At 65.1% G+C, this 25,602-nt stretch carries 17 protein-coding genes; 5 read left to right on the top strand and 12 right to left on the bottom strand.

The annotated features are described in order from the left end of the window. The first annotated feature begins 260 nt into the window (after positions 1 to 260). Together ABGT83_RS04295 and ABGT83_RS04290 are read left to right on the top strand one after the other, a co-directional pair. Complete coding sequence (locus ABGT83_RS04295; RefSeq protein WP_103265400.1) at positions 261 to 521, top strand: hypothetical protein; 261 nt, start codon at positions 261 to 263, stop codon at positions 519 to 521. 363 nt (positions 522 to 884) lie between these two features. Further along, positions 885 to 2,117 (top strand): putative ABC transporter permease, encoded by a 1,233-nt coding sequence (locus ABGT83_RS04290; protein ID WP_346686125.1) that lies wholly within the window; start codon positions 885 to 887, stop codon positions 2,115 to 2,117. A 62-nt stretch (positions 2,118 to 2,179) separates the two neighbouring features. Here the strand turns inward: ABGT83_RS04290 and crcB are convergent, their stop codons facing one another. Both crcB and ABGT83_RS04280 read right to left on the bottom strand, forming a co-directional pair. Then, complete coding sequence (crcB, locus tag ABGT83_RS04285) at positions 2,180 to 2,575, bottom strand: fluoride efflux transporter CrcB (protein WP_103265401.1); 396 nt, start codon at positions 2,573 to 2,575, stop codon at positions 2,180 to 2,182. A 490-nt stretch (positions 2,576 to 3,065) separates the two neighbouring features. Further along, positions 3,066 to 3,479 (bottom strand): hypothetical protein, encoded by a 414-nt coding sequence (locus ABGT83_RS04280; RefSeq protein WP_346686123.1) that lies wholly within the window; start codon positions 3,477 to 3,479, stop codon positions 3,066 to 3,068. 547 nt (positions 3,480 to 4,026) lie between these two features. On the opposite strand from ABGT83_RS04280, the gene ABGT83_RS04275 reads away from it, so the two are divergent. Beyond that, entirely contained in the window at positions 4,027 to 4,245 is a 219-nt protein-coding gene (locus ABGT83_RS04275; RefSeq protein ID WP_346686122.1) for a helix-turn-helix domain-containing protein, read from the top strand. Here the strand turns inward: ABGT83_RS04275 and ABGT83_RS04270 are convergent. Continuing rightward, a complete protein-coding gene (locus tag ABGT83_RS04270; RefSeq protein WP_103265404.1) occupies positions 4,242 to 4,526 on the bottom strand; it encodes a MarR family winged helix-turn-helix transcriptional regulator in 285 nt (94 codons plus the stop codon). The genes ABGT83_RS04275 and ABGT83_RS04270 overlap by 4 nt on opposite strands. Positions 4,527 to 4,734: 208 nt before the next feature. Between ABGT83_RS04270 and ABGT83_RS04265 the strand changes: the two genes are divergently transcribed. Next, on the top strand, positions 4,735 to 4,965 hold the full coding sequence (locus ABGT83_RS04265) for a hypothetical protein (RefSeq protein WP_346686120.1): 231 nt from the start codon (positions 4,735 to 4,737) through the stop codon (positions 4,963 to 4,965). A 284-nt stretch (positions 4,966 to 5,249) separates the two neighbouring features. Here ABGT83_RS04265 and ABGT83_RS04260 read toward each other — a convergent pair whose 3' ends face one another. The 8 genes from ABGT83_RS04260 to ABGT83_RS04225 all read right to left on the bottom strand — a co-directional run bounded on the left by ABGT83_RS04260 (position 5,250) and on the right by ABGT83_RS04225 (position 22,490). After that, positions 5,250 to 7,019 (bottom strand): hypothetical protein, encoded by a 1,770-nt coding sequence (locus ABGT83_RS04260; RefSeq protein WP_346686118.1) that lies wholly within the window; start codon positions 7,017 to 7,019, stop codon positions 5,250 to 5,252. Between the two features lie 29 nt (positions 7,020 to 7,048). Continuing rightward, on the bottom strand, positions 7,049 to 7,675 hold the full coding sequence (locus tag ABGT83_RS04255) for a hypothetical protein (protein ID WP_346686117.1): 627 nt from the start codon (positions 7,673 to 7,675) through the stop codon (positions 7,049 to 7,051). Beyond that, positions 7,672 to 13,710: an InlB B-repeat-containing protein gene (locus ABGT83_RS04250; RefSeq protein WP_346686115.1), complete on the bottom strand. Its 6,039-nt coding sequence runs from the start codon at positions 13,708 to 13,710 to the stop codon at positions 7,672 to 7,674. Before ABGT83_RS04250 ends, ABGT83_RS04255 begins: the two co-directional genes overlap by 4 nt. Before the next feature lie 16 nt (positions 13,711 to 13,726). Continuing rightward, positions 13,727 to 14,383 carry a flagellar protein FliS gene (locus ABGT83_RS04245; RefSeq protein WP_346686114.1) on the bottom strand — a complete coding sequence of 219 codons (657 nt, stop codon included), beginning with the start codon at positions 14,381 to 14,383 and terminating at the stop codon, positions 13,727 to 13,729. A gap of 127 nt (positions 14,384 to 14,510) precedes the next feature. After that, positions 14,511 to 15,128 (bottom strand): hypothetical protein, encoded by a 618-nt coding sequence (locus tag ABGT83_RS04240; protein WP_346686113.1) that lies wholly within the window; start codon positions 15,126 to 15,128, stop codon positions 14,511 to 14,513. Between the two features lie 106 nt (positions 15,129 to 15,234). Further along, on the bottom strand, positions 15,235 to 15,834 hold the full coding sequence (locus tag ABGT83_RS04235) for a hypothetical protein (RefSeq protein WP_346686111.1): 600 nt from the start codon (positions 15,832 to 15,834) through the stop codon (positions 15,235 to 15,237). 107 nt (positions 15,835 to 15,941) lie between these two features. Continuing rightward, positions 15,942 to 21,668 carry a leucine-rich repeat protein gene (locus tag ABGT83_RS04230; protein ID WP_346686110.1) on the bottom strand — a complete coding sequence of 1,909 codons (5,727 nt, stop codon included), beginning with the start codon at positions 21,666 to 21,668 and terminating at the stop codon, positions 15,942 to 15,944. Between the two features lie 345 nt (positions 21,669 to 22,013). Beyond that, positions 22,014 to 22,490, bottom strand: a complete 477-nt coding sequence (locus tag ABGT83_RS04225; RefSeq protein WP_346686108.1) for a hypothetical protein — start codon at positions 22,488 to 22,490, stop codon at positions 22,014 to 22,016. Positions 22,491 to 22,646: 156 nt separating this feature from the next. Between ABGT83_RS04225 and ABGT83_RS04220 the strand changes: the two genes are divergently transcribed. Then, positions 22,647 to 23,087 carry a helix-turn-helix domain-containing protein gene (locus ABGT83_RS04220; RefSeq protein WP_346686106.1) on the top strand — a complete coding sequence of 147 codons (441 nt, stop codon included), beginning with the start codon at positions 22,647 to 22,649 and terminating at the stop codon, positions 23,085 to 23,087. On the opposite strand, the gene ABGT83_RS04215 is transcribed toward ABGT83_RS04220, so the two are convergent. Then, positions 23,074 to 25,209 carry a hypothetical protein gene (locus tag ABGT83_RS04215; RefSeq protein ID WP_346686105.1) on the bottom strand — a complete coding sequence of 712 codons (2,136 nt, stop codon included), beginning with the start codon at positions 25,207 to 25,209 and terminating at the stop codon, positions 23,074 to 23,076. The two genes, ABGT83_RS04220 and ABGT83_RS04215, sit on opposite strands and share 14 nt — an antisense overlap. Positions 25,210 to 25,602: the final 393 nt, after the last annotated feature.

Below are 25,602 nucleotides of genomic sequence, written 5' to 3'. Positions count from 1 at the left end.
CTCTCGACCATCTACCCGACGTCCGAGGCGAAGTCGAATCGTTATCGAAAGCGAGAAGCGCGCGAGCGTATTGTACGACATCCCCGGCGATTCGTGAAGCGAGGGACGCGCTATGCGGATGGAATTCGAGACCGGCGCCCGCTCTGGCCGCAGACAGCGGTCCAGACCGTGGCGCGCGCATTTGGCGGTCCGGCATCCGCGCACCTACCGCTTGGTACAGAGCTTGAACGATCCACCAGCCCCGTGGTTTTCTGCTCAGTATGGCATACCGGAAGACATATGTAGACGTAACCGCACGCATCGACGCCGATGGAAGCATCACCCCGCTCGAAGTTTTCTGGCGCGACGGCCGTCGGTTCGAGATCGACCGCGTCCATGAGGCTATCCGGAGAACGTCCACGCGCGTTGGCGGAACGGGCATTCGCTACCTTGTCTCAATGAACGGTCGCGAGAAGTACTTGTTCTTCGAAAACCCCCGTTGGTTCGTCGAGGAGATCGTGTCTGACAATCGGAATCGATAGCGGCCTGTTCGAACCTTGAAGAGCCGCCCCGCTGCCACATTCGCTCAGTGGTGCGAAGACTTCGCACCACTTCCCTTCCCCCCCTCTGGCAGAGCCCGAGTCGCGCGGCACCGACTTGAGCCGTATGCGAGCATCGGGGGGCAGAGGGCTTGGGCGGATGTTTCTGGCTTTTGGCGGAGCTTTCGAACCGGCACGCGGCCGAGTCCCATGGCAAGCGCTATACTGGATGGCGTTTTGCCAGCGAAGCCGCAAAGCCGAAAAAGGTGCGCGCGATAGCCAGCCGCTAAGCCGCAAGGCAATGCGATCAGTGCGCATACGTGGGGAAAGGCGCTTACGAGCGAAGGCGATCAGGAGAATTCCAGCATGTCCATGCACAACAGCACCGCGCACGATGAAGATGCCGTTGAGGAAGTCGTCCCTGGCTCCATCGAAACGGATCCCATCAAGAAAAAGCTGCCACTTCCGTTGAAACTGTTCGGCGTGATCTGCATCGTCAGCAGCGCCGCCTTCGTGCCGCTTCTGGTCCTCGTGCTCGTGGGGACCGCGCTCCTCGTCCAGCAGGGCCAGCTGACGGAGGGGCTTTCAACGACCGCTCTCGTGTTCTTCGTCATAGAAGCAACGCTCACGGCAGTACTGGCAGGCATGTTCGCAGTGCTTGGCGTGCGTCTTTTGCGCGACAAGCGTCGCCACGCGGCCCATCTAGCCGAGGTCATGATCGTCCTGGTCATCCTCATTGCACTCTGCGACATGATGCTGAACGGCCTGTCGCCTGATCTCGTCCAGCTGGGCATCACGCTCGTATTGCTCATCGCCCTGGCCTCCTACGTGGATCCGACCCTCGCCGAAGAGCGCGAGCTGCAGCGCAAGCTGCGCGACATGGAGCTGCGCGAAGACGCCGAGGACGGCACGCTCGGTCGTGACGAGACGGGCAAGGGTTTCATCGCGCTCAACTTCTTCAACCTCTTTTGGATCTTCGTCGTCTGTTGCGTGCTGGGCCTCGTCATCGAGACCGTCTACCACTTCGCTGTCGTGGTCCCGGGCCACTACGAGAATCGAGCCGGGCTCCTCTTCGGGCCATTCTCGCCAATTTACGGATTCGGCGCGGTGCTCATGACCGTGGCGCTCAACCGCTTCCACGATAAGAACGTCGTCCTCATTTTCCTGGTCAGCGCCGTCATCGGAGGCGCGTTCGAGTACCTTACAAGCTGGTTCATGCAGTTCGCCTTTGGCATTGTCGCCTGGGATTACACGGGCACATTCCTGTCCATCGACGGGCGCACGAACGGCATGTTCATGGCTATGTGGGGCGTACTCGGCGTGGTATGGATCAAGCTTCTCCTACCTTGGATGCTCAAGCTGGTAAACATCATCCCTTGGAACTGGCGCTACACGGTCACGTCGGTATGCGCAGCGCTCATGATCGCCGATGGCGGCCTGACGCTCGTCTCGCTCGACTGCTGGTACCAGCGCATGGCAGGCAACGCGCCCGAATCGGCCATCGAGGAGTTCTGCGCAGACCACTTCGACAACCAGTTCATGGAGGACCGCTTCCAGAGCATGTCTATCGACCCCTCGAACGCGACTCGCACGCGTTAGGAGCGATCGCAGCCTTGGGCCGCCTATCGGCCCGCCCAAGGCATGGCATCTACCTGCGGCGATCAGGCTTCAACGCCCCGCACCGCTGACAGCGCCGCACGCATGAGCATCTGGCCCAATACGACGCCGATCAAGCACGCGATCACGCTGCCGCCCGCATAAGCGCCCGCCATGGCGTAGCGTCCGCGGTCGATCAGATTCACCGTCTCGAGAGAGAACGACGAGAACGTGGTGAAGCCGCCGCACACGCCCGTTTTCAGGAACAGCACTGCGTTGGCCGGGAATCCCGGCCATGCGGCAACGGCTTCCATGACCGCGCCGATGGCGACGGCCCCGAGGAAGTTCACGAGCAGCGTCATGAGCGGGAAATCCCCTCCATAAGGGATGAACTCGACCATCAGATAGCGCGCAACGGCCCCGACGAACCCACCTGCGCCCACGCACAGCAACGAAAACACAACGTCCTCCCTCGCATCAGAATCAGGAAGACATCAGTATACCCCTGCCGAAGCCGCACGCCTCTCGACACGCAGCGCCGCACAACGAGACCCAATCAGCTTGGGGGGGGGAGCTGCGCAACGAGGCCTGGCGTTGGGAAGCAAGGTGCGTTTGCCCCCCTTGATCACGCGATCCGGATGCCGCGCTGCGCTGAACAGAACAAGTGCGGGAAAAATCCCGTTTTCCGTAAGAAAAACGAGGTATGGGAGGGATCGGCAAACCTCGAGCCCGCGCTACCTTTTCGCGGCCTGCGCAAACGCGATCGCGAAAACGCGCTTCCCCTCCGAAAGGCCCCGAAACCGACATCGAGGCCTCCCATACCTCGTTTTTCAAGCAGAATTCGAACTTGGAGCCGCTGGGCTGACGTCGGATTCAGAGACGCCCTGCTGCGCATGGAGGGCGTCCTCGCGCAGAGGGTGCGCGCGCCGCTTCCCTCGAGACATCTCGCAGCTACGCCTGCTTCTTGATGCTGCTGGCCAGCACCGTGCACACGATGACGAGCGCAAGGCTCACAATCGAAGACCACTGGAACGAGCCCTGCGCAATGCTCATGCCCAGACTGATCAGCCCCAACACAACGCCGATGATGCATAGCACGAAGAACGCGCCGATTTTGTGCGGGTTCTTCGCACCGCGCAGGCCGAGCAGCGCGATGATGAGGTTTACAACCCCGCCCACGACGGTCCCTATGCCCAGCGCGATGCTCATGGCGGCAGCATCCACCGTCGCGCCCTGGGAATCTACAATATTACCCGTGGCGAATCCCGAACCGAACGTGAGGAACGCGCCGAAGGCGATCAGGATGACCGCCCATGCGATCAGCAGGATACAGATAATCTTCAACGCTCTTTGGGAACCGGACATCGGCCTTCCCCTTCCGTTGTAGACGGCGCGAAGCCCGACGCGTCCCCGCAGCAGTAACGATGCGGCGACGCGACGCGATTCCGCCTCCCCAGGCACACGCTTATCGCGCGCCACGCGAACCCTCGTCGCGCGTGAGAGAGTATAGCCTGCACCTGCGGTCAATGACCCGACCCATCGTCGATTCAACCATGCGTTCAATCAAAGATTTTCAGATGTTTCCGGTTTTCAGCGAGTCTCGATGGCTCCAATGAGCTCAGGCTATTCCGGCGGTTCCCAATGGTTTCGGCGGTTTCGAATGATTCCCGGCTGCGTTCCGCGAGTACTTCGGTGCGACTCGAAAAAGTGCGTTGAACGTTGCCGCATCCTCGCTTCAGCCGCCGAACGAGGCCCACGGTGCGCCGATGCGACCCCCCCCCGAGCAACATACTCTATACGCGTCTTGAACGTATTATTAATAGATGAGGAATATATTCAGCTCGTCTCGAAACGACTCCCATATGATGCTCCCATGGATACGACAACGAAAAGGAAGCGTCTAGGAAGCCGCGTGAGGCGGCTTCGCTACGAGCATCAGATCAACCGCAAGCAGTTCGCACTCATGATCGGCATGGATCGCGGCTATCTTGCGGGAATCGAATCGGGCAAGTACAACGCGACCTTCGACAAGCTCTGCGCCATAGCCGACGGATTCGACATAACTTTAGCCGAGCTGCTGGCCGAAGTCGACGACGAGCAGGTCGACGAAGACGTCACCGAGCCTCGCTAGACCGCTCCGGCTGTCTGAACAGACGCCCTCTCGCCCTCTCGGATCAGCTTCGTCCCTTTTCGGGTGACCATGTACACGTTCGCCCGCTGGCCGCCGTCCTCGTCGAAGCACGGGACGCGCTGCACGCATCCCTCCTGCTCCAGCACGCGGCATGCCCTGCGCACGCGCGAAGGCGAGTACCCCAGCGCCCGCTCCATCTCGCGGTATGACACCCGAGCGCCATGAGGCTTACCCTTCACGCGCTGCACAATGTACCCGAGCACGTTGCATCGGACGTTCATGGCGACTTCTCTGCTCGTTCTCGGCATTTCGCCCATCCCCCAAAATCTCGTTCAACGTGATTATTCTCTCCTTTTTGACACGTATACTAGCAGATTACTTGTGATATGTGGAATATATTCATCATTTCTTGAGACCCCCGTGCCCTTACCGGTCGGTCGCATATAATCCCAACAATGTTACCGATTCTGCACGAGAGAAGGAGCTTTTATGGCAACCGACAACCTGCCAAGCCTAGACAACCTTACTAACCTGCTGATCACCTCCGCCGACCTGGGAAGCGTGAAGGAGGCAGAATTCGTCCGCAGCATCAGGAGCGACAAGGTGAAAATGCTCGTATCCGACAACCAGATCTCCTGCGTGATGCTCGCGCCAGAAGTGTACAACGCACTGCGCGAAGCCGCCGAACGCGTGGTGAAGGCGAGCACCGCCGCACAGTAGCACTTCCCGGAGTCTACGCAACGTTGCGCACAACCCATGCGAAACCTGCGCGCGACCTTTCGCGCGGCACGGGCGAAGCCCGCTGCAACCATCTGGAACGGAAACGACCGTCACGGCTGAAGCGCCGGGGCGGTCGTTTGTTCTGCATGCGGAAGGCAAGAGGGATGCTGTGAGCTGAGAAAACAAGCGAGCCTCGCGGACAGACGGCTGCGAACGCAAGGCGACAGACAACAGGCGCACGGAAGGCTGCACACGACAGGAGCCGCGTACGGGCGAGAGCGTCGTCACCCCTCTGAAACCACCTCGCAGTCGATGGTGCCCGCCAGTAAAAGCTCCGTGTAGGCCGCTCGATCGACCGGCTCCCCTTCGGCGTCCACGGTGATGAGGGCCAAAGACCCGTCGACACGGCCGTCTAGCAACGATGCGCCGAACCCGCCGCGCGCCTCTTCGAAGAAGGCGTTCGCCTGTTCCTCAGTGTCGAACCGAACCGACAGCTCGCTTTTCATGAGAAAGCCGTCTTCGCCAAACACGGCTTTCTCGGCAACCTGGCCGACACTGCCATCCGCAGCGCGCACCTTGTAGGCGTATTCGGCCTCGGCCGCGCAGTGTTGGTCGTAGCCCGCTACAAGGGCAGCCAGCGGAGACGGCTCGCCCTGGGCAATGGACTTCCCCCCGTCGAGCGCGACGGCGAGCGCCGCCGCCCCCAACAAGGCAGCCGCCGCCACGAACGCCATGCCGACGAAAACGAGTTTACGGCCCGAAGCGGCACCGCCGGCATCGACAGCCTCGGATGCGAGAGGAGGATGCGCTATTGTCGGCTCGACGACCGGACCGTCCGATGCGATGGGCGCAGGCTGCTTCGCAGGAATAAGGGGAGCATAGGACTCCTCGGTGGCGTTGGAGCTTGGAATTTCCGGCTTTCCCGCAGGCTGATTCGAGGCGTATGCAGCATTTGAATCGTCGCGCGCTGCGGACTCGCGTGCGGAGATCGCAACGACCGAGGCTGTCGCGATCGAATCCGACGAGTTCGCGGGAGCGGTCGTTGGATTGGATGGGCTCGAAGGAGAAGCGATCGAACCGGCCGAATTGGTGACGACTGCGAGCGCTGTCTGCGGTTTGATACCTGCCGAAGAGGACGCCGCAAGATTCTTAACAGGCGCGACGGGCTTCCCAGTCAATGCTGCGGGCTTCTCAGATAGCGAAGCAGGCTTTTCGGTCGGCGACCCGGACTTCACGGCAGGCTTCTCATCAGGTGCAGGCTTCCCGACAGATGCCGCAGACTTCCCGGCAGACTCCTCCGGCTTTCCGCTCATTGCCGCGACTTGACCGGCAGATGCCGCGGGCTTTCCTGCAGCGCGCTTGGCCGACACAGCAGACGATGTAGCTGCAGCAACCTGGGCGGCAACGACTGCCGTCGCTATCGGATGCGATGCGAATTTACCTGGCTTCGGCACAACATTGCGCGCGACGGGTTTTACCAGCTTCGCAGCGCCGGAGGAGGACTTGCTCTCCACCGACCCGGCCGCGCGCGGCCGGGTCGGTGGCCTCGCAGACGCTGTGCCGATAGCAGCAGCCACAGCGACGCCAGCGGCATCGGCGTCGTGCGCATCGTCCGCTTCCACGGAACCATCGACACCGAAGGCGGCGAACAGGTCGAAGAATGCGGCCTCCTCATCTTTCGGCGCGGAGCCTCCCGGCGCCGGGGCCGGCTCCTCCTGGATGCCAAGCAGGGACGCGAGCGACACCGTGGCGCGTTCGCCGGCCGCATCATACGAAGGACCCGGCGGTAGCCTATCGCTTACATCGCCTGCGACCCGCAACGCGAACGCGGCATACTCACCGTGTGCCGACCGCGACGCGGATACGCCGCCCGCGTCGCGTACAACCTGCGGTTCATCCGAACCCAAGAGCAGCCGCAGCAGGTCGTCGTCCGCGCGGGACGCCGGGCCGTACTCGTTGGTGCCGTCGTCGCGGGCGTCTGCGCCCGGATCCTCCACGAGCGAGAGCAGCTCGTCCAAGGACAGGGCATCGGAAGTTGGTTGGGGTTCTGCCATCAAGTTTCCTTACGTCTCGTCTCGACCTGTTATCTAACGCGGCTTCGCGGGACCGCCCGCACGCGTCCGGCGCTTCCCGCAATGCGCGGCCTGCGGACGTTCGCCACGGCGAAGCAAGCGGCCCCCGCAGCCGCAAGCGCGACTGCGAGAGCGGCCAACGTGCCCGCCGTCAGGCTCGCCGCCATCTGCGCGCGGGCGGCCAGCGTGGCGTCGGCCGCCTGGCGCGCCCGGTCGAGCGCCGCATCCCCGAACGCGGCGAGCCACGGACCCGCGGCCAGATTGGATGCGGCCCCATCGACGTGCGCGGAAGACACGCCCGCGCCGTCGCCGGCGGATTGCGCGTCCACGGCGTCGCCTCCCCCGCCGCCGTTTCCAGCAACCGGATCGGAACCCGCCGCAGCATCGTCGGCGGCCCCAGAAGCGCCATCGCCAGAAGCCGCAGCGTCACCAGCGGCCCCGCTGCCAACCACGCCGGCCGCCGCATCGTCCGCCGCCGCAGGCGGATCGCCGCCCGCCTCCGCGCCCGCATCGAACGCCGAGGCCTGGGCCGCCCCCGCGCCCCAGCACGCGAGCCACACCGCGCCCGCCAGCAGCATGCCGGCCGCCGCGGCCGGCACGTCCCATGCCCGCGAGCGGGCGGAGCGGACCCTCGTCATGGGCGGCCGGCCTTCGCAGCCCGCCTCCGCGACGCCGCGGCGACGCCCGCGGCCGCCAGCGCCAGCACCGCAGCCGCGCAGGCGATGGACCCGGTTGCATCGCCTGTCTTCACGTACCCGAGAGCGGTCTGCGCCCCGCGCCCCGCCGCATCGATCGGCCCGCTGGGCGCCACCGGCGCGGCAAGCCCGAACTCCACCAGGATGGAGTGGTCGGCCCGCACGTCCACGAACGGATAGCTCGTTCCGTCGAAGCTGCTCCGCACCCCGTCGATGATGAGCGCACGCACCCGGTAGCCCGGATCGGCCTCGAACTGGAACGTCCGCGTTCCGCCCGCGCTCACCTTCACCTCGCCCGAAGGGCGGATGCTCCCGTGGCCCCCCGCGACACCCGCCGTTAGCATGAACTCCGTCGGCGCGATAGGCTCGTCCCCGCCTTCGGCGCGGAACATGGCGACGATCGAGCGGTCGGCCGTCACGTTCTTCATTAGGTAGTACGGCAGCGCGCCCTCCGGCCGCACGGGCTCGACCCGCTCGCCGTCCACCAGCACTGCGTCCAGCTCGTAGCCTTCGGCGGGCTTGAACGTGAACAGCTGCGCGCCGTCGTGCGGCACCTCGACGGGGCCCTGGGGCACGATCTCGCCGCCCACGTCGCCAGCCACCGACACCGTCACCACGTGCGTCTCCACGGGAGGCGCAGAAGACGCCTTGAACGTGGCGCTCACCACGGTATCAACGCTCACGCCCATGAGCTCGTACTGGTTGCCCGCCACCGGCACGACCACTCCGTTCACCTTCGCGGTGTCCAGCTCAAAGCCCTCTTCGGGAATGAAGCCGAAGATCAGGTTGGTGCCCTTGTCCACGTCGAGAGGACCTGCGGGATCGATCCGCCCGCCTTCGCCCGCCTCGGTGGTCACGCGCACTTGTCCGGGCGCCGGCGGCACCGTCTTTCGGAACTCGGCCCGCACCGCATGGTCAACCTGCACGTCATCCAGGCGCAGCACGCCGTCGCGCCACCGGTAGGCGGGCAGGTCCGCGCCATCCAACGTGACGTTCGCCAGCTCGTAGCCCTCGTCGGGCAGGAGGCTGAACGACGCCGAGCCCCCGTGCGCCACCTTCACCGGATCTGCGGGATGCACCGCCCCGCCGGTCGTTGCCGAAGGCGTGACCGTGTGGAACGCGGGCTTCGGGGGATCGGTCGGGGCGGCCTCGCGGAACGTCACGACCACCTCGGCGTCGACCTGCACGTTCGGGACGGCGAAAGAGAACCCGTCGACCGCCACCGGGACGCCGCCCACCGTGACCTGATCAACCGCGTAGCCGTCGTCGGGAACGACGGCGAACAGCTGGTCGGCGCCGCGCAGCACGCGCACGTCCCCGTCCGGCGAGACGGAGCCGTGATCGCCCGCCGCCACATGCAGGGTGGCGTAGCGCGGCGGCTCCACGTCGGGCGCGAAGGCGGCGGTCACCTTCGCATCGGCGGACACCGCGGAAAGCACGAGCATGCCGTCCGCCACCTCGCCCAGCGCATCGCGCGTCGCGCCGTTCTCCTCCACGGTGAGCGAAGCCAGCTTGAAGTCCGCATCGGGCACCACGGCCAGCTGCGCGTCACGGCCCTCGGGCACCGTCATCGAGGGCGTGATGGTTCCGCCGGCCGAGGCCTCCGTCTCAACCCGGTACGTCGTCACGGGCGCGGGCTCGGGGTCGTCGGCGGTGCGCTCGCGGAACACGACGTCCACCACGGCGTCCTCCTGCGCCTCGGCGATGGTGAACCAGTAGGCCCCCGCCTGCCCGCCGGCGGCCGAGAACACGGCCGCGCGGAAGCCGAATACCGAAGCGGGTGCCGCAGCCTCGACCGGATGAAACTCCGTGGACTCGCCGTTCACGGCCACGCTCTCAGGCACGTAGCCCTCTTCGGGATAGATGTAGAACGCGATGTCGCGCGCGCCCCGCGGCACGGTGAGCGACTCGGGCTGCACCGTGCCCCCTTCGGAGCCGCGCACGGACGTCACGTTCACCTTCACTTCCACGTCCACGTTCACCGTGGGTGGTTCCTCGGGCGCCGGCCCGTCGGGGATGCGCTCGAACACCGCGCGCACGCTGTGATCGCCCTCCATCGCGGCAAGCGCCAGCACGCTGGTGCGCGCCGCTTCCTCGACCTGGGCCGCTCCCAGCTCGACACCGTCCACCACTACTGACGCCAGGCGGTAGCCCTCGTCGGCCGCCACGGCGAACGTCGCGTCGTCGCCGTGCGCCACGAGCGTCCGGCCGCGCGGCGATATCGTTCCGCCGCTCGTGGAAGAGGCGGTCACCTCGTGCACCTCGGGCACGTCGGGCTGCGGCTCGCCCTGGCCGAGCGCGCGGAACGTCGCCTCCACCCACGTCTCGCCCGTAACCACAGGCAGCACGAGGCGGTCGTTCTCCACCTGGCCGGTCGCATCCCGGCCGTTCACCTGCACCGCGGCAAGCGCATAGCCCTCGGCGGGCAGCAGCAGGACGGAGCACGAGCCACCCCGCACGACGCGCACGTCGCCCGTGGGCGAGGCCGATCCGCCCGCGCCCGCCGACACGTGCACCACCGCATAGGCCGGCTCCGGCGCGTCCTCGGGCACGAACTCGCCGCGCACGGCGTGGTCGGCCCGCACGTCGCTCACCGTATAGCTGCAGTCCGTAATCTCGGTCGCGTCCACCGCCCATCCATCCAGAAGCACGCGCACCAGCTTGTAGCCCGCGTCGGGACGGAACTCGAACGTGACGCTCTCGCCTTCCTTCACGTCCGTCCGACCGCTGGGCGCGACCGAGCCGCCCGACGAGGCCGAAGCCGTGACGGCGTGGAACCGGGCCGGCGGCTCGGCGCTCTTCTTGAAGGTGGCATGGATGGTCGCGCCCGAGCGCACGTTCTCGAACGTGTAGGAGCCGTCGGCCACCTTCGCAGGATCCACCGCCGCGCCGTCCACGAGCACCTGATCCAGCTCGTACCCATCGTTCGGCTGGAACGTGAAGCGCTTGCTGGCGCCCAGGCCCACCTCCACGTTGCCCGACGGCTCGATGGAGCCGCCGTCGCTGGCACTGGCCTGGATAACCGCGTGGCCCGTCGGCTTGTCGGGGTCGTCGGGATCCACCGGATCCGCTCCCGCCAGCTTGAAGAAGGCGCGCACGCTCACCTCGGAGGTCACGCTATCGATGCGGTAGAAGCCCGCGGCCACGGCCTCGGGAACGTCCTCATCATTCACGGTCACACGGTACAGCTCGTAGCCTGCAAGCGCGCCGAAGCGCAGCGTGAGGCTCTGGCCCTCGACCACTGGCACATCGCCCGCAGGCGAGACGAAGCCGCCCGCCGTGGCCGAAGCATGCACGGTGTGCACAGTGGGCGGCACCGCGCCCGCATCCGCAGCGAACTCCACGTGCACGGCCGCATCCTGCCGCACGTTGAACAGCGTGTACGCGCCGGCCGTCAGCTCGTCCTCCGGCACCGGCTGATCGTTCACCGTCACCGAGGCCACCTTGTAGCCCGCCTCGGGAACGAACGAGAACGTCTGCGAGCCGTCGTAGGCCACGGAGACCGCGCCCGCGGGCGATATGGAGCCGTGCTCCCCCGCCGTGGCGGTGATCACCGGGTCGATCCGGGGCGCGTCGCCCGAGGCCGGCTCGAACTCCGCGCGCAGGCTGTGGGGCTCCCGCACGTCGTCGAACCGGTACGCGCCGGCGGCGACCTCCGCCGCGTCCACGGGCTGCCCGTCCACCAGCACCCGGTCGAGCGCGTACCCGGCAAGCGGGACGAACGAGAACGGCATCGAGCCGCCCTCCGGCACCTGCACCGCGCCCGCCGGCGACACCACGCCGCCCGGCCCCGCCTCGGCCCGGATCTCATGCAGAACAGGCTGCTCGGGCTTCGGCTCGCCGCTGCCGAGAGCGCGGAACGTCGCGTGCACGGAGGCGTTCGCCGCCACGCCCGAAAGCGTGAGCGAGGACCCCCGCACCTCCACCGGCTCGCCGTTCACCGTGACCGTCTCGAGCGCATGGCCCTCGTCGGGCACGAAGACGAACGTGGCCGATCCGCCCGCTTTCACGCGCACATCGCCCGCCGGCGACACGATGCCGCCCTCGCCGGCCGTGGCCGTCACCGTGTAGTACGTATCGTCCGGCACCACCACGCCCGACGGCTCGAACGAGGCCGCAAGCGCACAGTCCTCGCGCACGTCGGCCAGCACGAACACGCCGCCTGCGACATCGCCGGTCACGTCCGCCGTCCGGCCCGCGCGCTCGAGCACGACCGAGGCCAGGCGGAAGCCCTCGTCGGGGTACAGGTAGAACGTGCGCGCGCCGCCGTCGGGAACCTCCACGGCCCCGGACGGCGAGATGGAGCCGCCCTCGCCCGCCGCTGCGGTGACGGTATGCGTCTCCTCGACGGCCTCGCGCTCGAACACGGCCTCGACGGCGCGGTCAGACACCACGTTCTGCACTGAGAGCACCGTGCCGGACAGCCGGCCCATCGCGTCCGCGCCGTCCACGGTGAGCGATTTCAGGACGCAGCCCTCGTCGGCCTCCACCTTGAACTCGGCCGAGCCGCCCAGGGGCACCCGAGCCTCCGCAGGAGTGATGCTGCCGCCGCCCGTGGCCGTGGCCGTCACCGTGAACACGGGGACGGGCGGGGCCACGCCGCGCGCGAACGTCACCCGCACGCTCACGTCGGACTCCACCGCGGCTATCGTGCACGTGCCGTTGAGCGCCGGCACCGCCACCGCGCCCGAGCCGTCGTCGGCCGTGACCGCGTCCACCGTCCAGCACTCATCCGGGAACAGCGCCACCACCGCGCGCTCCCCGTGCGCCACCTGCGCCTGGGCGCTCGCGCCGGCCGCGCCGTTGTTCACGGACACCGCTCCGTTGCCGCCCGCCACCTCGGCGGAAACCGCATGCTGCCGGGCGGGATCGGGCTCGACGGCGCGGAAGAGCGCCTTCACCGTGCGGTCGCCCCGCACGTCCGCGATGGTGCACACGCCGCCCGGCGCCTCCACGGGCGCGCCGTCCACCAGCATCGCATCGAGAGCGAAGCCGGCATCGGGCAGCGCCGTGAACGTGACGGAGGCGCCTTCGGCCACCTTCACCGTGCCGGCAGGCAGTATCTGGCCGCCCTCGCCGGCCGAGGCCTCCACCGCATGCACGGCGGCCTCCGCTTCGTCCGCAACCACCGCGAACGCGCCCAGCACCTCGGTGGAGAAGCGCGCGATGCCGCCCTCGACCTGCGCCGAAAGCGTCATCGAGCTGCCGTCTGCGCCGATGCCCACCACCGCGGCGTCGCCGTCGGGCACGCCGGGCGCCGGCAGGGCCACCTGCACCTCACCCACGTAGGCCGTCTCGCCCTCGGCCGCGAGGTCGATGTGGTACGCCGAGGCCAGCGGCGCGCCGGCGGCAGCCTGCAGCATGCCGAACGTCGGCTGCGCGGAATCGACGGCCGCGGCGTACAGCAGCGCGCCCACGTGCATCCACGCGCTCGCGGACACGCCCTCCACCTCGGTCGAATCGATGGTGCGGTACTCGTAGCCCGCCTTCACCACCACCTGGATGGACGCGGTGGCCGTGGAGCCCGTCTCGTCGCGCACGACTACGGTGTACACGTACACCGTGCCGTCCTGCAGCGTGTCGGCGTGCTCCGAAAGCTTGTAGACGGGGCCTTCGTCGAATGCGAACGAATCGTCCGGCTGCCCGTCGGTCGTGCGCGTCCAGGAGTACGCGAGCTCGCCCTTGCCCGTGGCAACCACCTTGAGGTCGAACGAGTCGTTCCCGCGGATCTGCGCGACGGACGCCGCGAAGCTCTCCGTGTGCTCCACGATGGCGGGGCTGGCCACGGCCAGCACGTTCACCGTCGTGCCCAGCTGCGCCTGTTCGCAGCCGGTCGGGCGCGCCTGGCCCACCTCGTCGGACACCGAGGGCCGGGAGGCCTCCGCGGCTGAAGCGGAAAGCGGCATGTACGATACGAGCAGGCACATGCACAGCAGCGCCGCCAATATCGTGTGGACGTACCTTCTCGTAGCCTGCATAGCTGCTTCCCTCTTCCTAGCCGAGCACCGAAACGGTCATCTTCGCGGCGGCCTGCCCCACCAGCTGCTCATCGTCTTTGCCGTAGGCGTAGAACACGGCCGTACACGGGTAGTCCCCCGCATCCAGATCCACGTCGAGCCGCGCCTTCTGGATATGGTGGTTCGGCTCGATCATGCCGGACGTGTACACCGCCTCGCCCGTGTCGTCGCGGGTGATCTCCACCTTCATGAGGTAGGGATTGTTCGGGACGTTCTCGATGCGCAGCTCGCCCTCCGACGTTCCGTCGGCGAACTCCACGCTCGAGGCGATGGAGATGTTGAACATGCCCTCTTCGACGATGCGGTCGAGCTCCTTTTGGATCTCCTCGGGCGTCTTGCCCTCCAGCTGGCCGAGCGCGGCGTTCGGGTCGCGTCCCTGGCCGACGTTGGAAAAGGCCATGAAGCCCAACACGCAGGCTACCACTATGGCCACAACGGCGACGCCCACCGCCACGTAGAACGCGGGCGGCTTCGCAGCGCGCGAAGCGGTGGAAGCGGAGCCCCTGGCTGCAGAGGCGGCGCCGGCGCGGTCATTGGTCGCGGGGCGACGGGCGGCGCTCCTTTTGGAGGCCTCGTTCGCGGCATCGTCGATGTGCGCGGAGCGCTTTTTAGGTTGGCGGTCGGGTGCGTGCATGGTCTTCTTTCCTCGGATCGTTCCTTCAGGGCGGCCTCCCGCCGAGGGGGAGGCCGCCTTCGTTTCATAAGATGCGCGCGCTTTGGATGCGCGCGCTGCGCACGTCCCACAAGCGCATGAAAGCCGGTTAAGCAGCCGGCGTGTCCACGGCCACCGTGTAAGTGATCTTCACGGCAGGATAGGTGGTGTTTGCGGTGAGGTTGCTCTTCACCGCGGTGGTGCCGGCCAGCGTCAGGCCGAGCTCGCCGTTCGAAGGAGCGGTGAAGTACGACTGGGCCTCGGCCGGGATGCTCGTGGCCGCATCGGAAGCGATGGACATAGCGGCAGACGAGCCCGCCTTCACCGTCAGCTGCATCTCGCCCGTCGTGGCGGCCATGTTGCTCTTCGGGTTCGTCAGTTCGGTCACAGCCTTCCAGCCCGCATTGTCGACGCCCTGAACTTTCGTCACCTTCAGACCCTTCGTGGCGTTGTTGTTCACGATCTTATAGGCATCGGCGGAAGGCGCCGTAATGGTGCCGCCCTCGATGGGCGTGACGATGGTGATGTCCACCGGGATGGTGGCCTGGATCTGCGAAGCGGTGGCGTACACGTTCAGCGCCGTGGAAGCGGAGCCGGTATTGTCGTTGCCATCGGTGAACGAGCCCGTCTTGCCCACGCTTGCGTCCGCGGCGAATGCCGGGACCGCGCCCATCGCGAGAGCGGCCGAAAGGGCCAAAACGGCGGCCATCTTCTTCGTTTTCTTCATGGTAGTTCCTCCTTTTTCCGTTACTGTGCCTTGCGTTCGTTCATTCAGGATCGTCGTCTTGTCATCAACCACCTCGATCCCTTCCTCTAGATATCAACACGGCCTATCACCCCAGTACTTCGAGGTTGATATTTGCTCCAGCCTGGCCCACTTCTTCGAGCGTATCCATGTTGTACGCCGCGAACGTAGCGGTGGCGGGATAGGAGCCGAGCTCCAAATCCTGAGAGAGCGTGATGGTTTCGATGTAGGTGCCGGGCTTGAGGCCGCCCGACTCGTACACGACGTCGCCCGTGTCGTCGAGGACGATCCGCACCTTCATGGCGTAGTGGTTGCCGGGGACGTTCTCGATGTAGGCGGTGCCGGGGGCGGTGCCGTCGTCGAACTCGATGACGCTGGCGATGGAGATGTTGAGCATCCCCTCCTCCACGATGCGGTCAAGCTCGGCCTGCACCTCCTCGGGCGTCTTGTAGGGCGCTTGCCCCAGAATGGAGTTGCCGTCGTAGAAATCGTCCTGCGACGAGGTAAACCACCAAACGCCGACGCCTACGAGGACGAGCACCGCCAGAACGGCCGCGCCCGCAAGAACGCGGTTGCGCCTTGTTTGCAGGAAGCCGACCGTCCCGCCGCCTCTACCCACGGGCGCACCGGCCCTGGGTGCAGTACGGGGAGCTCCGTCATCGTTGAAAGAGTGCTTGTCGTTGTGCATGGTTTGATCCCTATCCTTGTATCGCTCGTAGAATGGTGCAGCCCGTCCTGCGGCCACCTCCATCGGCGACCGCGGGAACGATATGCCCGGTCTTACACGCGCGAGAGTTACGATGTTTGCGGAACGCGTCCTACGACGTATTTCAGCTTCGCTAGGCCTTTGTCCGCGGCCTGTTCGTTGGCCGTGATGGTCGCTCCTTTGGGTATGCTCAGGCCGTAGGTGACCCGCAAAGAGCTCTTGGCCGGAATGACGAAGCCTTCCAGCTGACCGGTAACGAGCTCGCCGCCAAGCGGCATCGAGAACACCGACTTCGTGGCCGCACCCGTGAGAGTAAGCATCACTGCCACCTGCTTGCGTTCCTCATCTTTCGGGAACACGGCAACCGCGCCCGCTTCCTCCTCCGTCGAGAGCGACGTCATGGCCAAATCCTCGACCGTGCGTGACTCAATGGAAGCGGCCACCTCTTCCAACGCGCCGGTGGTTTTGAGGTCGAAACCCACCTCCACCGGCACCGAAGCATCGATGACGAGCGCCCACTTGGCATACAGCGTCGTATCGGCCGCAGGCATGGTAGATGAGGTGAAATCCCACTTCGTACCAGCGCCATCCTTCTCGGTATACCAACCATGGAACGTGTAGCCTTCATACTTGGGGTTTTCCACGGCGGTTGCCAACGCGCCGAAGTCCACCTGTTGAGGCGCCACCTGGGAGCCTCCCTGCGAATCGAAGGAGAGCGTGTAGGCGATGGGATCCCACACCGCATACAGCTTTACCTGCCCCGCCGTGTCGCGCAGGTTCCGAACCTCCGCTTGGTCCTTATAGACAACCGTCGCGCCTGCAGGATCGGTGTCCCAACCGGCGAAGGCGTAGCCAGTCTTGGAGAACTCGTTGGGCGAAAGCGGGGTAAGCTGGTGGTCGAAGGTGAGGTTCTGCGCCTGCATGGTTCCGGCGTCGGCGTCTTTGCCGTCGAAGACAACGGAATAGGAGATCGCTTCCCATTGCGCGTAGAGCATGACGGGGGTACCCGTCGACAACCCTGTTGCCACGTCGGCCTTATCGGCGTACACCGTGCCCGACCCGTTCTGATTCTGCGTCCAGCCCTTGAATACATATCCGGTCTTCGAGAACTGGAGCGTATCGAACGCAGGCAGGTTCTGATTTCGGCCTGCGTAGGTGAAGGGGTAGTCCTTCTGGACGCCTGCGCCCGTGCCCGGATGGAGCGTTACCGTAAACGTGTTGGCCGTCCACTTGGCATAGAGCGTCAGGCCGCCTTCGGGCATGATGCCGGTCGTGAAGTTCCACGGGCTTCCGCCGAACGCAGCATCGGCGTACCAGCCGTCGAACGTGTAGCCTTCGAGCTTGGGCGCCTGGGGCTCGGGGATGGGATTGCCGTAACCGACCGATTGGCTGTCGACGTACGAACCTCCGTTCGAGTTGAAGGTGACGTCATAGTTGTTGCGCGTCCACTGAGCATAGAGGTGGTACGAGCCCTGCGTGGCGAGTGGCGTGGTGACGGCTGCCTGATTCGCGTAGCTCGTGCCGGAGCCGTCCTCGTTCGTCGTCCACTTCTCGAACGTCCAGCCCGTGCGCGTGAACGGGTTCATGTTCAGCTTCCTGTTTGTCTCGTTGTATTTGAAGTCCTGGGTCGTCGTGTTGGCGTTGCCGGGATAGTTGGCGTGGAACACCACCTGGTAGGAATTCGGCTCCCATACGGCATAGAGGGCCACCGTGGCACCTTGCGTATCCCGCAGGTTGAGGACGGACTGCTGGTCTGTGTACTGGGCCTTCGTCGCCGTTGCCGACTCGGCCCAGCCGGCGAACGTGTAGCCCAGCCGCGTAAACGTGAAGTGCGAAAGTGGCGTGGACGTGCCGTAGGTTATGGTCTGCGCCTGCATGGTGCCATCGCCGTTGTTTGCATTGAACGTGACCTGATAAGTTATGGGGGTCCACTTGGCGTAGAGGGTGACCGTGCCGTTCGGCGTCGACGTGAGGTCCTTCGCGGAGGCGCCGTTGGCGTACTTGACGGCGCCCGTGGCGGATTCGGCCCAGCCGGCGAACGTGTGGCCGGTCTTGGTGAAGCCGTTCGAGGTGAGGTTCTTGGCCGTCCCGTAGGTCATGGACTGGTTCGACATGGAGCCGCCCGTGCTCCCGTTGCCGTTGAAGATGATGGAGTAGGGGTTGGGGGTCCACTTGGCGTAGAGGGTGACCGTGCCGTTCGGCGTCGACGTGAGGTCCTTCGCGGAGGCGCCGTTGGCGTACTTGACGGCGCCCGTGGCGGATTCGGCCCAGCCGGCGAACGTGTGGCCGGTCTTGGTGAAGCCGTTCGAGGTGAGGTTCTTGGCCGTCCCGTAGGTCATGGACTGGTTCGACATGGAGCCGCCCGTGTTCCCGTTGCCGTTGAAGATGATGGAGTAGTTCGCATTCCATCGGGCATAGAGCGTCATGCTGGCCGAGGGAGCGGTAGAGAAATTCCAGGCCGATCCTCCAGAAGCTGAAGTGTACCACCCCCCAAACGAATATCCTGACTTCGTCGGCGCAGAGGGTTCGGAGATTTTTGCAGTAGGCTCTACCTTTTGCTGGGGAGGCGCCGTGCTACCTCCTTGAGAATCGAACGTTATAGTTCGATAATCGGGATCAAAATGTCTGAACCCATAATTATACCATACGTTATATCTGTCAGTGAAGCTACTCCCTCCAATAGTACCTGTTGACAAATGAATCGTCCCGTTGGTGGCACCAAGAAAGTTATACGTGTCCAATAATTGCACCTTGCCATGAGCATAAATGTCAGTCATCTGACCTGAAGATACATAAAAAGCTTCGCCGCCAATAGTAAGCAAGTTGGTGTTTGAAAAGCGAACGCTCGTTAAGCCGGATTGATAGAAAGCGCTTTTTCCAATTTCTGAAACAGTGGAAGGGATTTCGATACTTTTAAGAGCTGCATTGGAACCGAATGCATACTTACCAATGTATTCGAGTCCGGACGGGAGGCTGACTTTCGAAAGCTTCGTACAGGAATTAAAAGTGCCATCCTCGATCCTCTTCACCGTAGAAGGAATTGAAACTGCTTCGATACCAGTACATTTTTCAAACGCATAAGAAGCGATGGACGTAACGCCAGACGGAATTGTCAACGTCCCACTTAGTCCCGCACACCCCTCAAAAGCAAATTGGCCTATGCTTTTGACTGAAGATGGGATCGACAACGTTCCTCGAAGCCCAGTGCAACCATCGAATGTTGCATCAGGTATAGTCGTTGCTCCATCGGGAATGGTGACGCTTGTGAAACCGGCACACATGTAAAACGCCCGAGAACCTTCCGTTAGACTTTTTGGCATTGTGATGTTGCCAGTGAATTTGCATTGTTGAAAAGCGAACGATCCAATATGGGAAAGATTCGAGGGGAGCGTAAGGGTTCCCGTCATACCCTTCAAACCCTTAAACGCATAATTGCCAATTTTAGTAACGTATTGAGGGATTACCAGATTTCCCGTGTAATTCTTATTGGCCGTTTCATCGCTAAAAGCGTAGTCTCTTACTTCAGTTATTCGGTAGGTTTTACCGCCATACGTTACCGTCGAAGGAATAATAAGACTGCCAGTCCCCCCTGATGATTGCGGACCGTAAAGTTGAACGCGACGCGTTGTGTCAGAAGCGCCATCTTCAATAATTTGATACTTCAACCCGTTGACAGAAAATTGAGTTCCCGTTGCGTCGGCTGCAGCAGTTACAACTCCGGATTCAAGGGAAAGAGTTTGATTGATAGTGGCGACAGTCTTTTTTGATCCCATCTGCGATTCACTAGCAATCCTTGGTTGCGACACCTCCAGCAAACGCGATGCGCGGGTCAGCACGATATCGCCCATCATGAGCGACACCGTCACCTCGGACGCACCCGCCATCTTGCCCGTAACGATCCCTGCTTGATCTACTGACAACGGTTTGGCGGCATACGAGTACGTCAGCTCGCAGCCGTCGGGCACATCGCGCACACCTCCCTCGAACAGGTCGGCTGTTTCGTCCACTTCGATGACGAGGGGATCGCTCGAAAAGGAGACGCCGTACGGCTGGATGCTGTTTCCGCTGGCAACGATGCCGACGTACCAGGGGTATTCGCCAGTTTCGTTGTAGGGGGCGTAGACGGAGACGCCCGCGCATCCGCTCATCGCGTCGCCGGCCACGGACAGGGCATTCGAGAACGTGATGATCTGGGAGAGGTTGGGGCAATCGGCGAAAGCGCGCGAGCCCACGGAGCTGACGCTGGCCGGGATCACGACGCTCTGCACGGCCGTGCCCGAGAACGCGCCGGCGCCAATGGCCGACACGCCTTCCGCAAGCTCGACGGACGCCAGGCCGGTGCAGCCTGCGAAGGCGTCGTCGCCGATCACCGTGATCGGCGCGCGGATCTGCACCGACGACAGCGACTGGCGGCCCTGGAAGCCGCCCGCCGCGATGGCCGACACGCGGTACTCCACGTCGTTCAGCTTCGCGGCGACGGGTATGACCAGATCCGCCTCGGGATCGGCCTCTCCCGCCCACCCGACGGAGAGCGTGTAGTCGTCCAGCAGCGTGAAGACGAAGCCCGAGGCGGGCTGGCCTTCGGGATCGGTCGGCCCCACCGCATCGCCCGGCGCCGCCGGTTCGACGAAGCTCTGGAAGCCCGTGGCCTCCCACACGACCTTGCGTGCGTCGTAGTCCTCGCCGGCGGGAAGCGCCACCTGCGCGTCCCGCTTCGCCGCCTCCGCGAAGGCGGTCTCGTGGATGTCGCGCACATACCCCAGTGCCACGATGGATGCGAGGCCCTCCGCTTGCGCGAAGGCTCCTTCGCCGATAGACTCCGTCTCGGCGGGCAGCACGACCGCATTGCCCGCGGCGGCCGGGAAGTACAGAAGGCTCGCGCCATCCTTGCTGTAAAGCACGCCCTCGCGCGCGGAGAAGGCGGCGCTGCCCTCTCCCGCGTGCACGGCCGACAGGCCCGAAACGCTCGAAAACGCCGAGGCCGGCGCCGAGGACGTTTCGTCGGGGATGCGCGCCGTGCCGCGCTTGCCTTCGGGCACGAACAGAAGCGCGCTCAGATCCTTCGAGAACAGCATGCCGTCGGACGAAGCGTACTTCTGGTTCTGCGGGCTCGCGAACACGCTTTCGAGCGACGAGCAGCCCGAGAGCGCCCCGTCGGCCACCGTTTCCACGGAGGCCGGAAGCGAGAGGGAGGTCGCCCCGCTTCCGGCCAGCACGCCGGACGCGGACCCGTCGGCGACGGTGTAGTCGATGTCGGGATCGCCGATGACGGTGACGGCGTAGGCGTCCTCGCCGCTCATCACCAGGTAGGGCACGGCCACGTCGCCCGCAAGAGACGCGCCGCGCCATCCCACGAGCGCGACGGATTCGCCATCGTCCAGGATGCGGTACACAAGGCCGTCCTGCACGACCTCGCCGACGACGGCCTTGGGCGCTTCGGGCACCAGCGGTACGGCCGCGGTGGCCTGGCCGGACGCGGGGCTTCGGTCGATCGGGGCCGAAGGGGCGGCATCGGCGCCGGCGGGCGCCTGGGAGCCGTCCTGCGGCGCGCCGGCGGGCGCATCCAGCGGCACGTCCTCGCTCAGCTGGCCCGAGGAGGAACCCCCGTCGCCCGCCGGGTCCTTCGCGGACTCGCCGGCGCCGTTCGCATTCGTGTCGGGCTGCGACGCCCCCTCGGATTCGGCCGTCGCTGCGGGCAACGGTTCGGCCGCATACGCGCGCGCGGCATCCAGAGGAGTGCCGGCGACGAGGGCGAGCGACAAGACGAGGGCGAGCGCGGCTGCGCCCGTCCGCGAGCGAACGTTTCTCTGTCCCATTTCTCTGTCCCTTTTCGATCCGTTCGCGTTGACGTCGAGCTAATGTCGGCGTCGGCATCCAGAAGCCCCTCTGGATGTATGCGAATACGCCTGTTCACACTCATAAAGAGTAATATATTCGACATATTAGACATAGGAGAGGAGTTTGTAAACCGCTGGGGACAGGTTTTGTTGAATATATTCACCTTTCGGGATATATTCACCAGTATAGTGGCTTCGGCGTTTTTTGGAAGAGGGGCGCGTGGATGCCGGCGAAACCTGCTGGCGAAACCGCGTCTCCATGTTAAAACCCATTGATATTGCGCAAGGGCAGCGACACGCCGTACTGCCCTCTCCCCATCCTCGCTAGAGGCCGAAGCGAACGCGCCACGCGCCGTCCGATCCTCGCCCGGCGCGGTATCCCAGGTTGCGGCACGTCTCCACCGTGGCGTCGATGCGCGCGCGGCAGCTGTCCAGCATGAGCCAGTCTTCTTCGGATAGCGCTTCCTCGACGCGCCTGCGAAAGCGCCGGTTCGGGTCTTCGGCGCACTTGGAAGAGCTCCGAACTGGGTTCTCGGCGCGTTCGAGATCGCTCGCACCCGCCGAAGGGCCGGCGCGTTCGAGATCGCGCGGGCCCGCCGAAGGATCGGCAGGCCCAATGCCGGCCGAATCCGTCGAAGGCTCGATGCGAGCCAGGACTTCGTCCAGCGCCTGCTGGTACTCGTCAAGCGCCTGCTCCACGCACGCGACCCCCTCGCGCAGGCCCCGCAATGCCAGCAGCACGCGGCCGGCCGTCAGCAGCACGTTCGCGCGGACCAGCCTGCGCGCGCAACGCTTCTCCATAGCTCAGCCCCCTAAACCGAACTCTTGTGTATTATCTACATTAATCATGTAGTTTCTTATATGATAGCACAGCTATATTGTAGGTCAACTATCCTTTACATATTTGCGGTCTCCTCATAATTTATGTACCATGGCTTCGAAAGGAGGAGGCCCCCTATGCAGCATAATCTGCAGCTGAAATCGCTCCGCAAGCGGGCGGGATTCAATACGCAGGCTGATTTGGCCCAGACGCTCGGAGTGAATCCCCGCACGTATGCGTCGTGGGAACGCGGGGAGGTGAAGCTGACGCTCGGCGATGCCCAGCGCATAGCCGACGTGCTCGGCTGCTCGCTCGACGAGCTGGCCGGGCGCGCGGAACCTGCCGACCGGTGCCCCTCCGCAGCAGCCCAGGATTCGAGGCGCAACGCGTCCCCCGCCGCGCCGCCGAAGAGCGAGCGCGCTCGCCCGGGTTCGGCCGATGCCGACAGGGATCAGATGGAAATCGTCAGGCTGTTCAACCAGCTCGACGAGCCGAGGAAGGGTTTTCTGCTGGAGGCCGCGCAAGGGCTGGCCGCGGCGTCCAAACCGGAAGCCGCGGTCGCGGTCACGTCTTTCTGACGATGGCGAGGTCTTCCACGCTTACGCGCAGCTCGTCTTCGTACTGCTCGCGGTCGAGCCTGTTCGCCGAGACGTCCACGACGGCGAAGGCGCTCGCGCCCGACGCCTCACCTTCTTTGAGGCTGGACCCGTAGTCCTGCTTCAGATCCGCCAGAAACGCCTGCGCGGCCTGCGCGTCGGCGAATTGCATCTCGAGGCTGGACGTTTCGCACAGTCCGTCGCGTCCGAAAGCCACCGTCTCGGTGACCGAGCGCTCGTCGCCCTCGCCGCCCATCGTGTAGCGATAGACGACGGTGCCCGACCGGTCACGGTCCTCCTCGGCCGGCACATCCGCAGGATCGTCACCGAAGCGCTGCTGCTGCCGTTGGCCCGAGTCGACCTGCGTCGCCTGGTCGGAGGGCCCTTCGCTCGACCCTTCGTCGAGGTGCGAGAGCTGAAACGCCCCGAAGCCCAGCAGGGTCGCGAGCAGCGCGCAGCCCACCGCGGTAGCGCCCGCCTTGAGGGCGAAGCTGCGACGGTGCAGCTCGTCCGCCTCGCGCATGCCCTCCGCGATACTGGACGGCAGCTCGTCGAACATGATGCTGGAGAGCTCGGCCGGGCCGCCATCTGCGGAGGGCGACGGGCGGTCAGGGGCCAAGGCGCTGGTCGATGCTGTCGGGCGATGGATACTCGCGTCGCCGGCTGAAGCCGATGGGCGGTCGGGGATCTCGCTGCACGCTTCGCACGCGGTCGCGCCAGGGGTCGGCGCGGCGGTATGCGCGGCAGGCGGACAGCCCGCATCCGACTCGTGCCGATCCGGCGGACGCTCTTCGAGGGCGCGCCGCGGGGAGGCGTCCGCGATAACGCCGGCGTCCCTCAGCTCTCGCAGGCGCTTCTGCACGAGCATCTCGAGCTGCCGGTCTATGGTCGAGTGCTTGTCGGGCTGCTTCGCCGCGGCGTCCTCGTCGCGCGGGACCACGCGCGCGACGAGAGCCTCCGGCTTACGCTCTCCTGCCGAGGCCGCGGGCACGACGCGACCCGCGGCAGTGGACGCGGGTGAGGGCGCGGGCGGGCGCCGGTTTGCAGCGGGGAACGCGGCTGCAGACGCCTGACGACTGGCGGCGGCGCGACGCGGGCGGGCGCTTTGGCCCTCCATCGCGTGCTTGCCCCGAAGCCCGATTATTTGCGAGGACGCATCGGCCTGCTCCGCGAGGGGCCTATCGGGCAACGCAGGCTCTGTAGCGGGTGCTTCGGCAGCACGGCCATGAGCCGATCCGAACGCGCGCGCCACCGGAGGGGCAACCGCAGGCGGTGCCGAGGCCTCAGGCGGGCGCTGCGCCTCCGGTGCGCGCGGCTGGACGGGCACCGACGGCTCGGAGGCGTTCGCAGGCGGCGACGAGCACGGCCGATCAGCCGCAGGCGCGTGATCCAGGACGGGCGACATGGGAGTCGCGCCCTTGTCCGCCCCGGCAGCAAGGTGCGCGGCCGGTTCCGCCCCGGCTTCCGATGCGGCAGCGAGGGATGCGGCCGGTTCCGATGCGGGTTCCTCCGACGCTTCGAACGACGGCGCGATCGGCTCAGGCGGCGCGGATGCGACCGTTTGGATCGAGCGGGACGCAGGCTCCGGCCCAGAACGGGCCGAAGGTTCGAGGGTGTACGGGAAGAAAGATCCCGTAGCGGCATCGGAGAGCGCTGCGGCTGCGCCTTCCGGTGCGGGCCCCGACGCCGCCCCGGATGCGGGAGCAGGCGCGGCTTCGGGCTCGTACGCCTGCGGAACGGACGGCATCGAGAAGCCGAGCGGGGTCCGGGCGATCATTTCCAGAAGCCGCAGGTTCGCCTCACCCGCATCCAAAGGCGAGCCGGCCACCGCTTCGGCATCGGCTATCGCCTGCGCCGCAGGCGCTGCTGCCGCGTCTGCGGCGCAGGACTGCGCTTCAGAGGCGGCAGGTCGCCCCTCCATAGCAGCCGGCGGCGAGTCGGCGGTTTCCGCCTTCGCATCGACGGCCTTCGACGCAGGAGCAGAACGATCCCCCGCGCTTTCCGATGCTTCGCCAGCAGCCGCCTCATGCGGATGCTCGGCAAGCCCGTCCACGAACGCGAACAGGCCCTCCAAAGACAACGAATCGTCGTCGTGCTGCAACATCCTCTAGCTTTCTCACGACCGCGCCGTTCGGCGCGTTGCTGTGCTGCCGACCGTTCCGAGGCCCGCTTATCCAACCGCGCCATCGGGCGCCACCAACCGCCTACTATAGCAAACAAACCCTAGCCACACGCCCAAATGTCGAATATATACATCTTTTCACCTTGAAGTCGCTTCGTCTGCATTTCATTCAAGAAGCGGCTCATGTTCGCTTAGCAACGCAGCACACCGCTACAACTGCTTTCCGTTTCGGTTTGTCTCAGTCCCACGCTGCAATCAACCTACATGCGCCTCGACAATGCTCTCTTCTTCCTCCTATGGCTTGCTACCCGATTGACAGCGCACACGCGTTCGCGTATTATAAGCGAACGGATATTCTCACGAACGTTTGATCGC

Origin of the sequence: Enteroscipio rubneri, assembly GCF_963929405.1 — a bacterium.
GTDB lineage: Bacteria > Actinomycetota > Coriobacteriia > Coriobacteriales > Eggerthellaceae > Enteroscipio > Enteroscipio rubneri.
The sequence above is the reverse complement of the archived record's forward strand: the minus strand, read 5'-3'. Positions and strand labels throughout refer to the sequence as shown.

Bases quoted from the DNA above. Each gene is read 5' to 3' on its own strand.
- ABGT83_RS04295 (WP_103265400.1), top strand. From the start codon at position 261: ATGGCATACCGGAAGACATATGTAGACGTAACCGCACGCATCGACGCC.
- ABGT83_RS04290 (WP_346686125.1), top strand. From the start codon at position 885: ATGTCCATGCACAACAGCACCGCGCACGATGAAGATGCCGTTGAGGAA.
- ABGT83_RS04280 (WP_346686123.1), bottom strand. From the start codon at position 3,479: ATGTCCGGTTCCCAAAGAGCGTTGAAGATTATCTGTATCCTGCTGATC.
- ABGT83_RS04270 (WP_103265404.1), bottom strand. From the start codon at position 4,526: ATGAACGTCCGATGCAACGTGCTCGGGTACATTGTGCAGCGCGTGAAG.
- ABGT83_RS04265 (WP_346686120.1), top strand. From the start codon at position 4,735: ATGGCAACCGACAACCTGCCAAGCCTAGACAACCTTACTAACCTGCTG.
- ABGT83_RS04260 (WP_346686118.1), bottom strand. From the start codon at position 7,019: ATGGCAGAACCCCAACCAACTTCCGATGCCCTGTCCTTGGACGAGCTG.
- ABGT83_RS04255 (WP_346686117.1), bottom strand. From the start codon at position 7,675: ATGACGAGGGTCCGCTCCGCCCGCTCGCGGGCATGGGACGTGCCGGCC.
- ABGT83_RS04250 (WP_346686115.1), bottom strand. From the start codon at position 13,710: ATGCAGGCTACGAGAAGGTACGTCCACACGATATTGGCGGCGCTGCTG.
- ABGT83_RS04245 (WP_346686114.1), bottom strand. From the start codon at position 14,383: ATGCACGCACCCGACCGCCAACCTAAAAAGCGCTCCGCGCACATCGAC.
- ABGT83_RS04240 (WP_346686113.1), bottom strand. From the start codon at position 15,128: ATGAAGAAAACGAAGAAGATGGCCGCCGTTTTGGCCCTTTCGGCCGCT.
- ABGT83_RS04235 (WP_346686111.1), bottom strand. From the start codon at position 15,834: ATGCACAACGACAAGCACTCTTTCAACGATGACGGAGCTCCCCGTACT.
- ABGT83_RS04230 (WP_346686110.1), bottom strand. From the start codon at position 21,668: ATGGGACAGAGAAACGTTCGCTCGCGGACGGGCGCAGCCGCGCTCGCC.
- ABGT83_RS04225 (WP_346686108.1), bottom strand. From the start codon at position 22,490: ATGGAGAAGCGTTGCGCGCGCAGGCTGGTCCGCGCGAACGTGCTGCTG.
- ABGT83_RS04220 (WP_346686106.1), top strand. From the start codon at position 22,647: ATGCAGCATAATCTGCAGCTGAAATCGCTCCGCAAGCGGGCGGGATTC.
- ABGT83_RS04215 (WP_346686105.1), bottom strand. From the start codon at position 25,209: ATGTTGCAGCACGACGACGATTCGTTGTCTTTGGAGGGCCTGTTCGCG.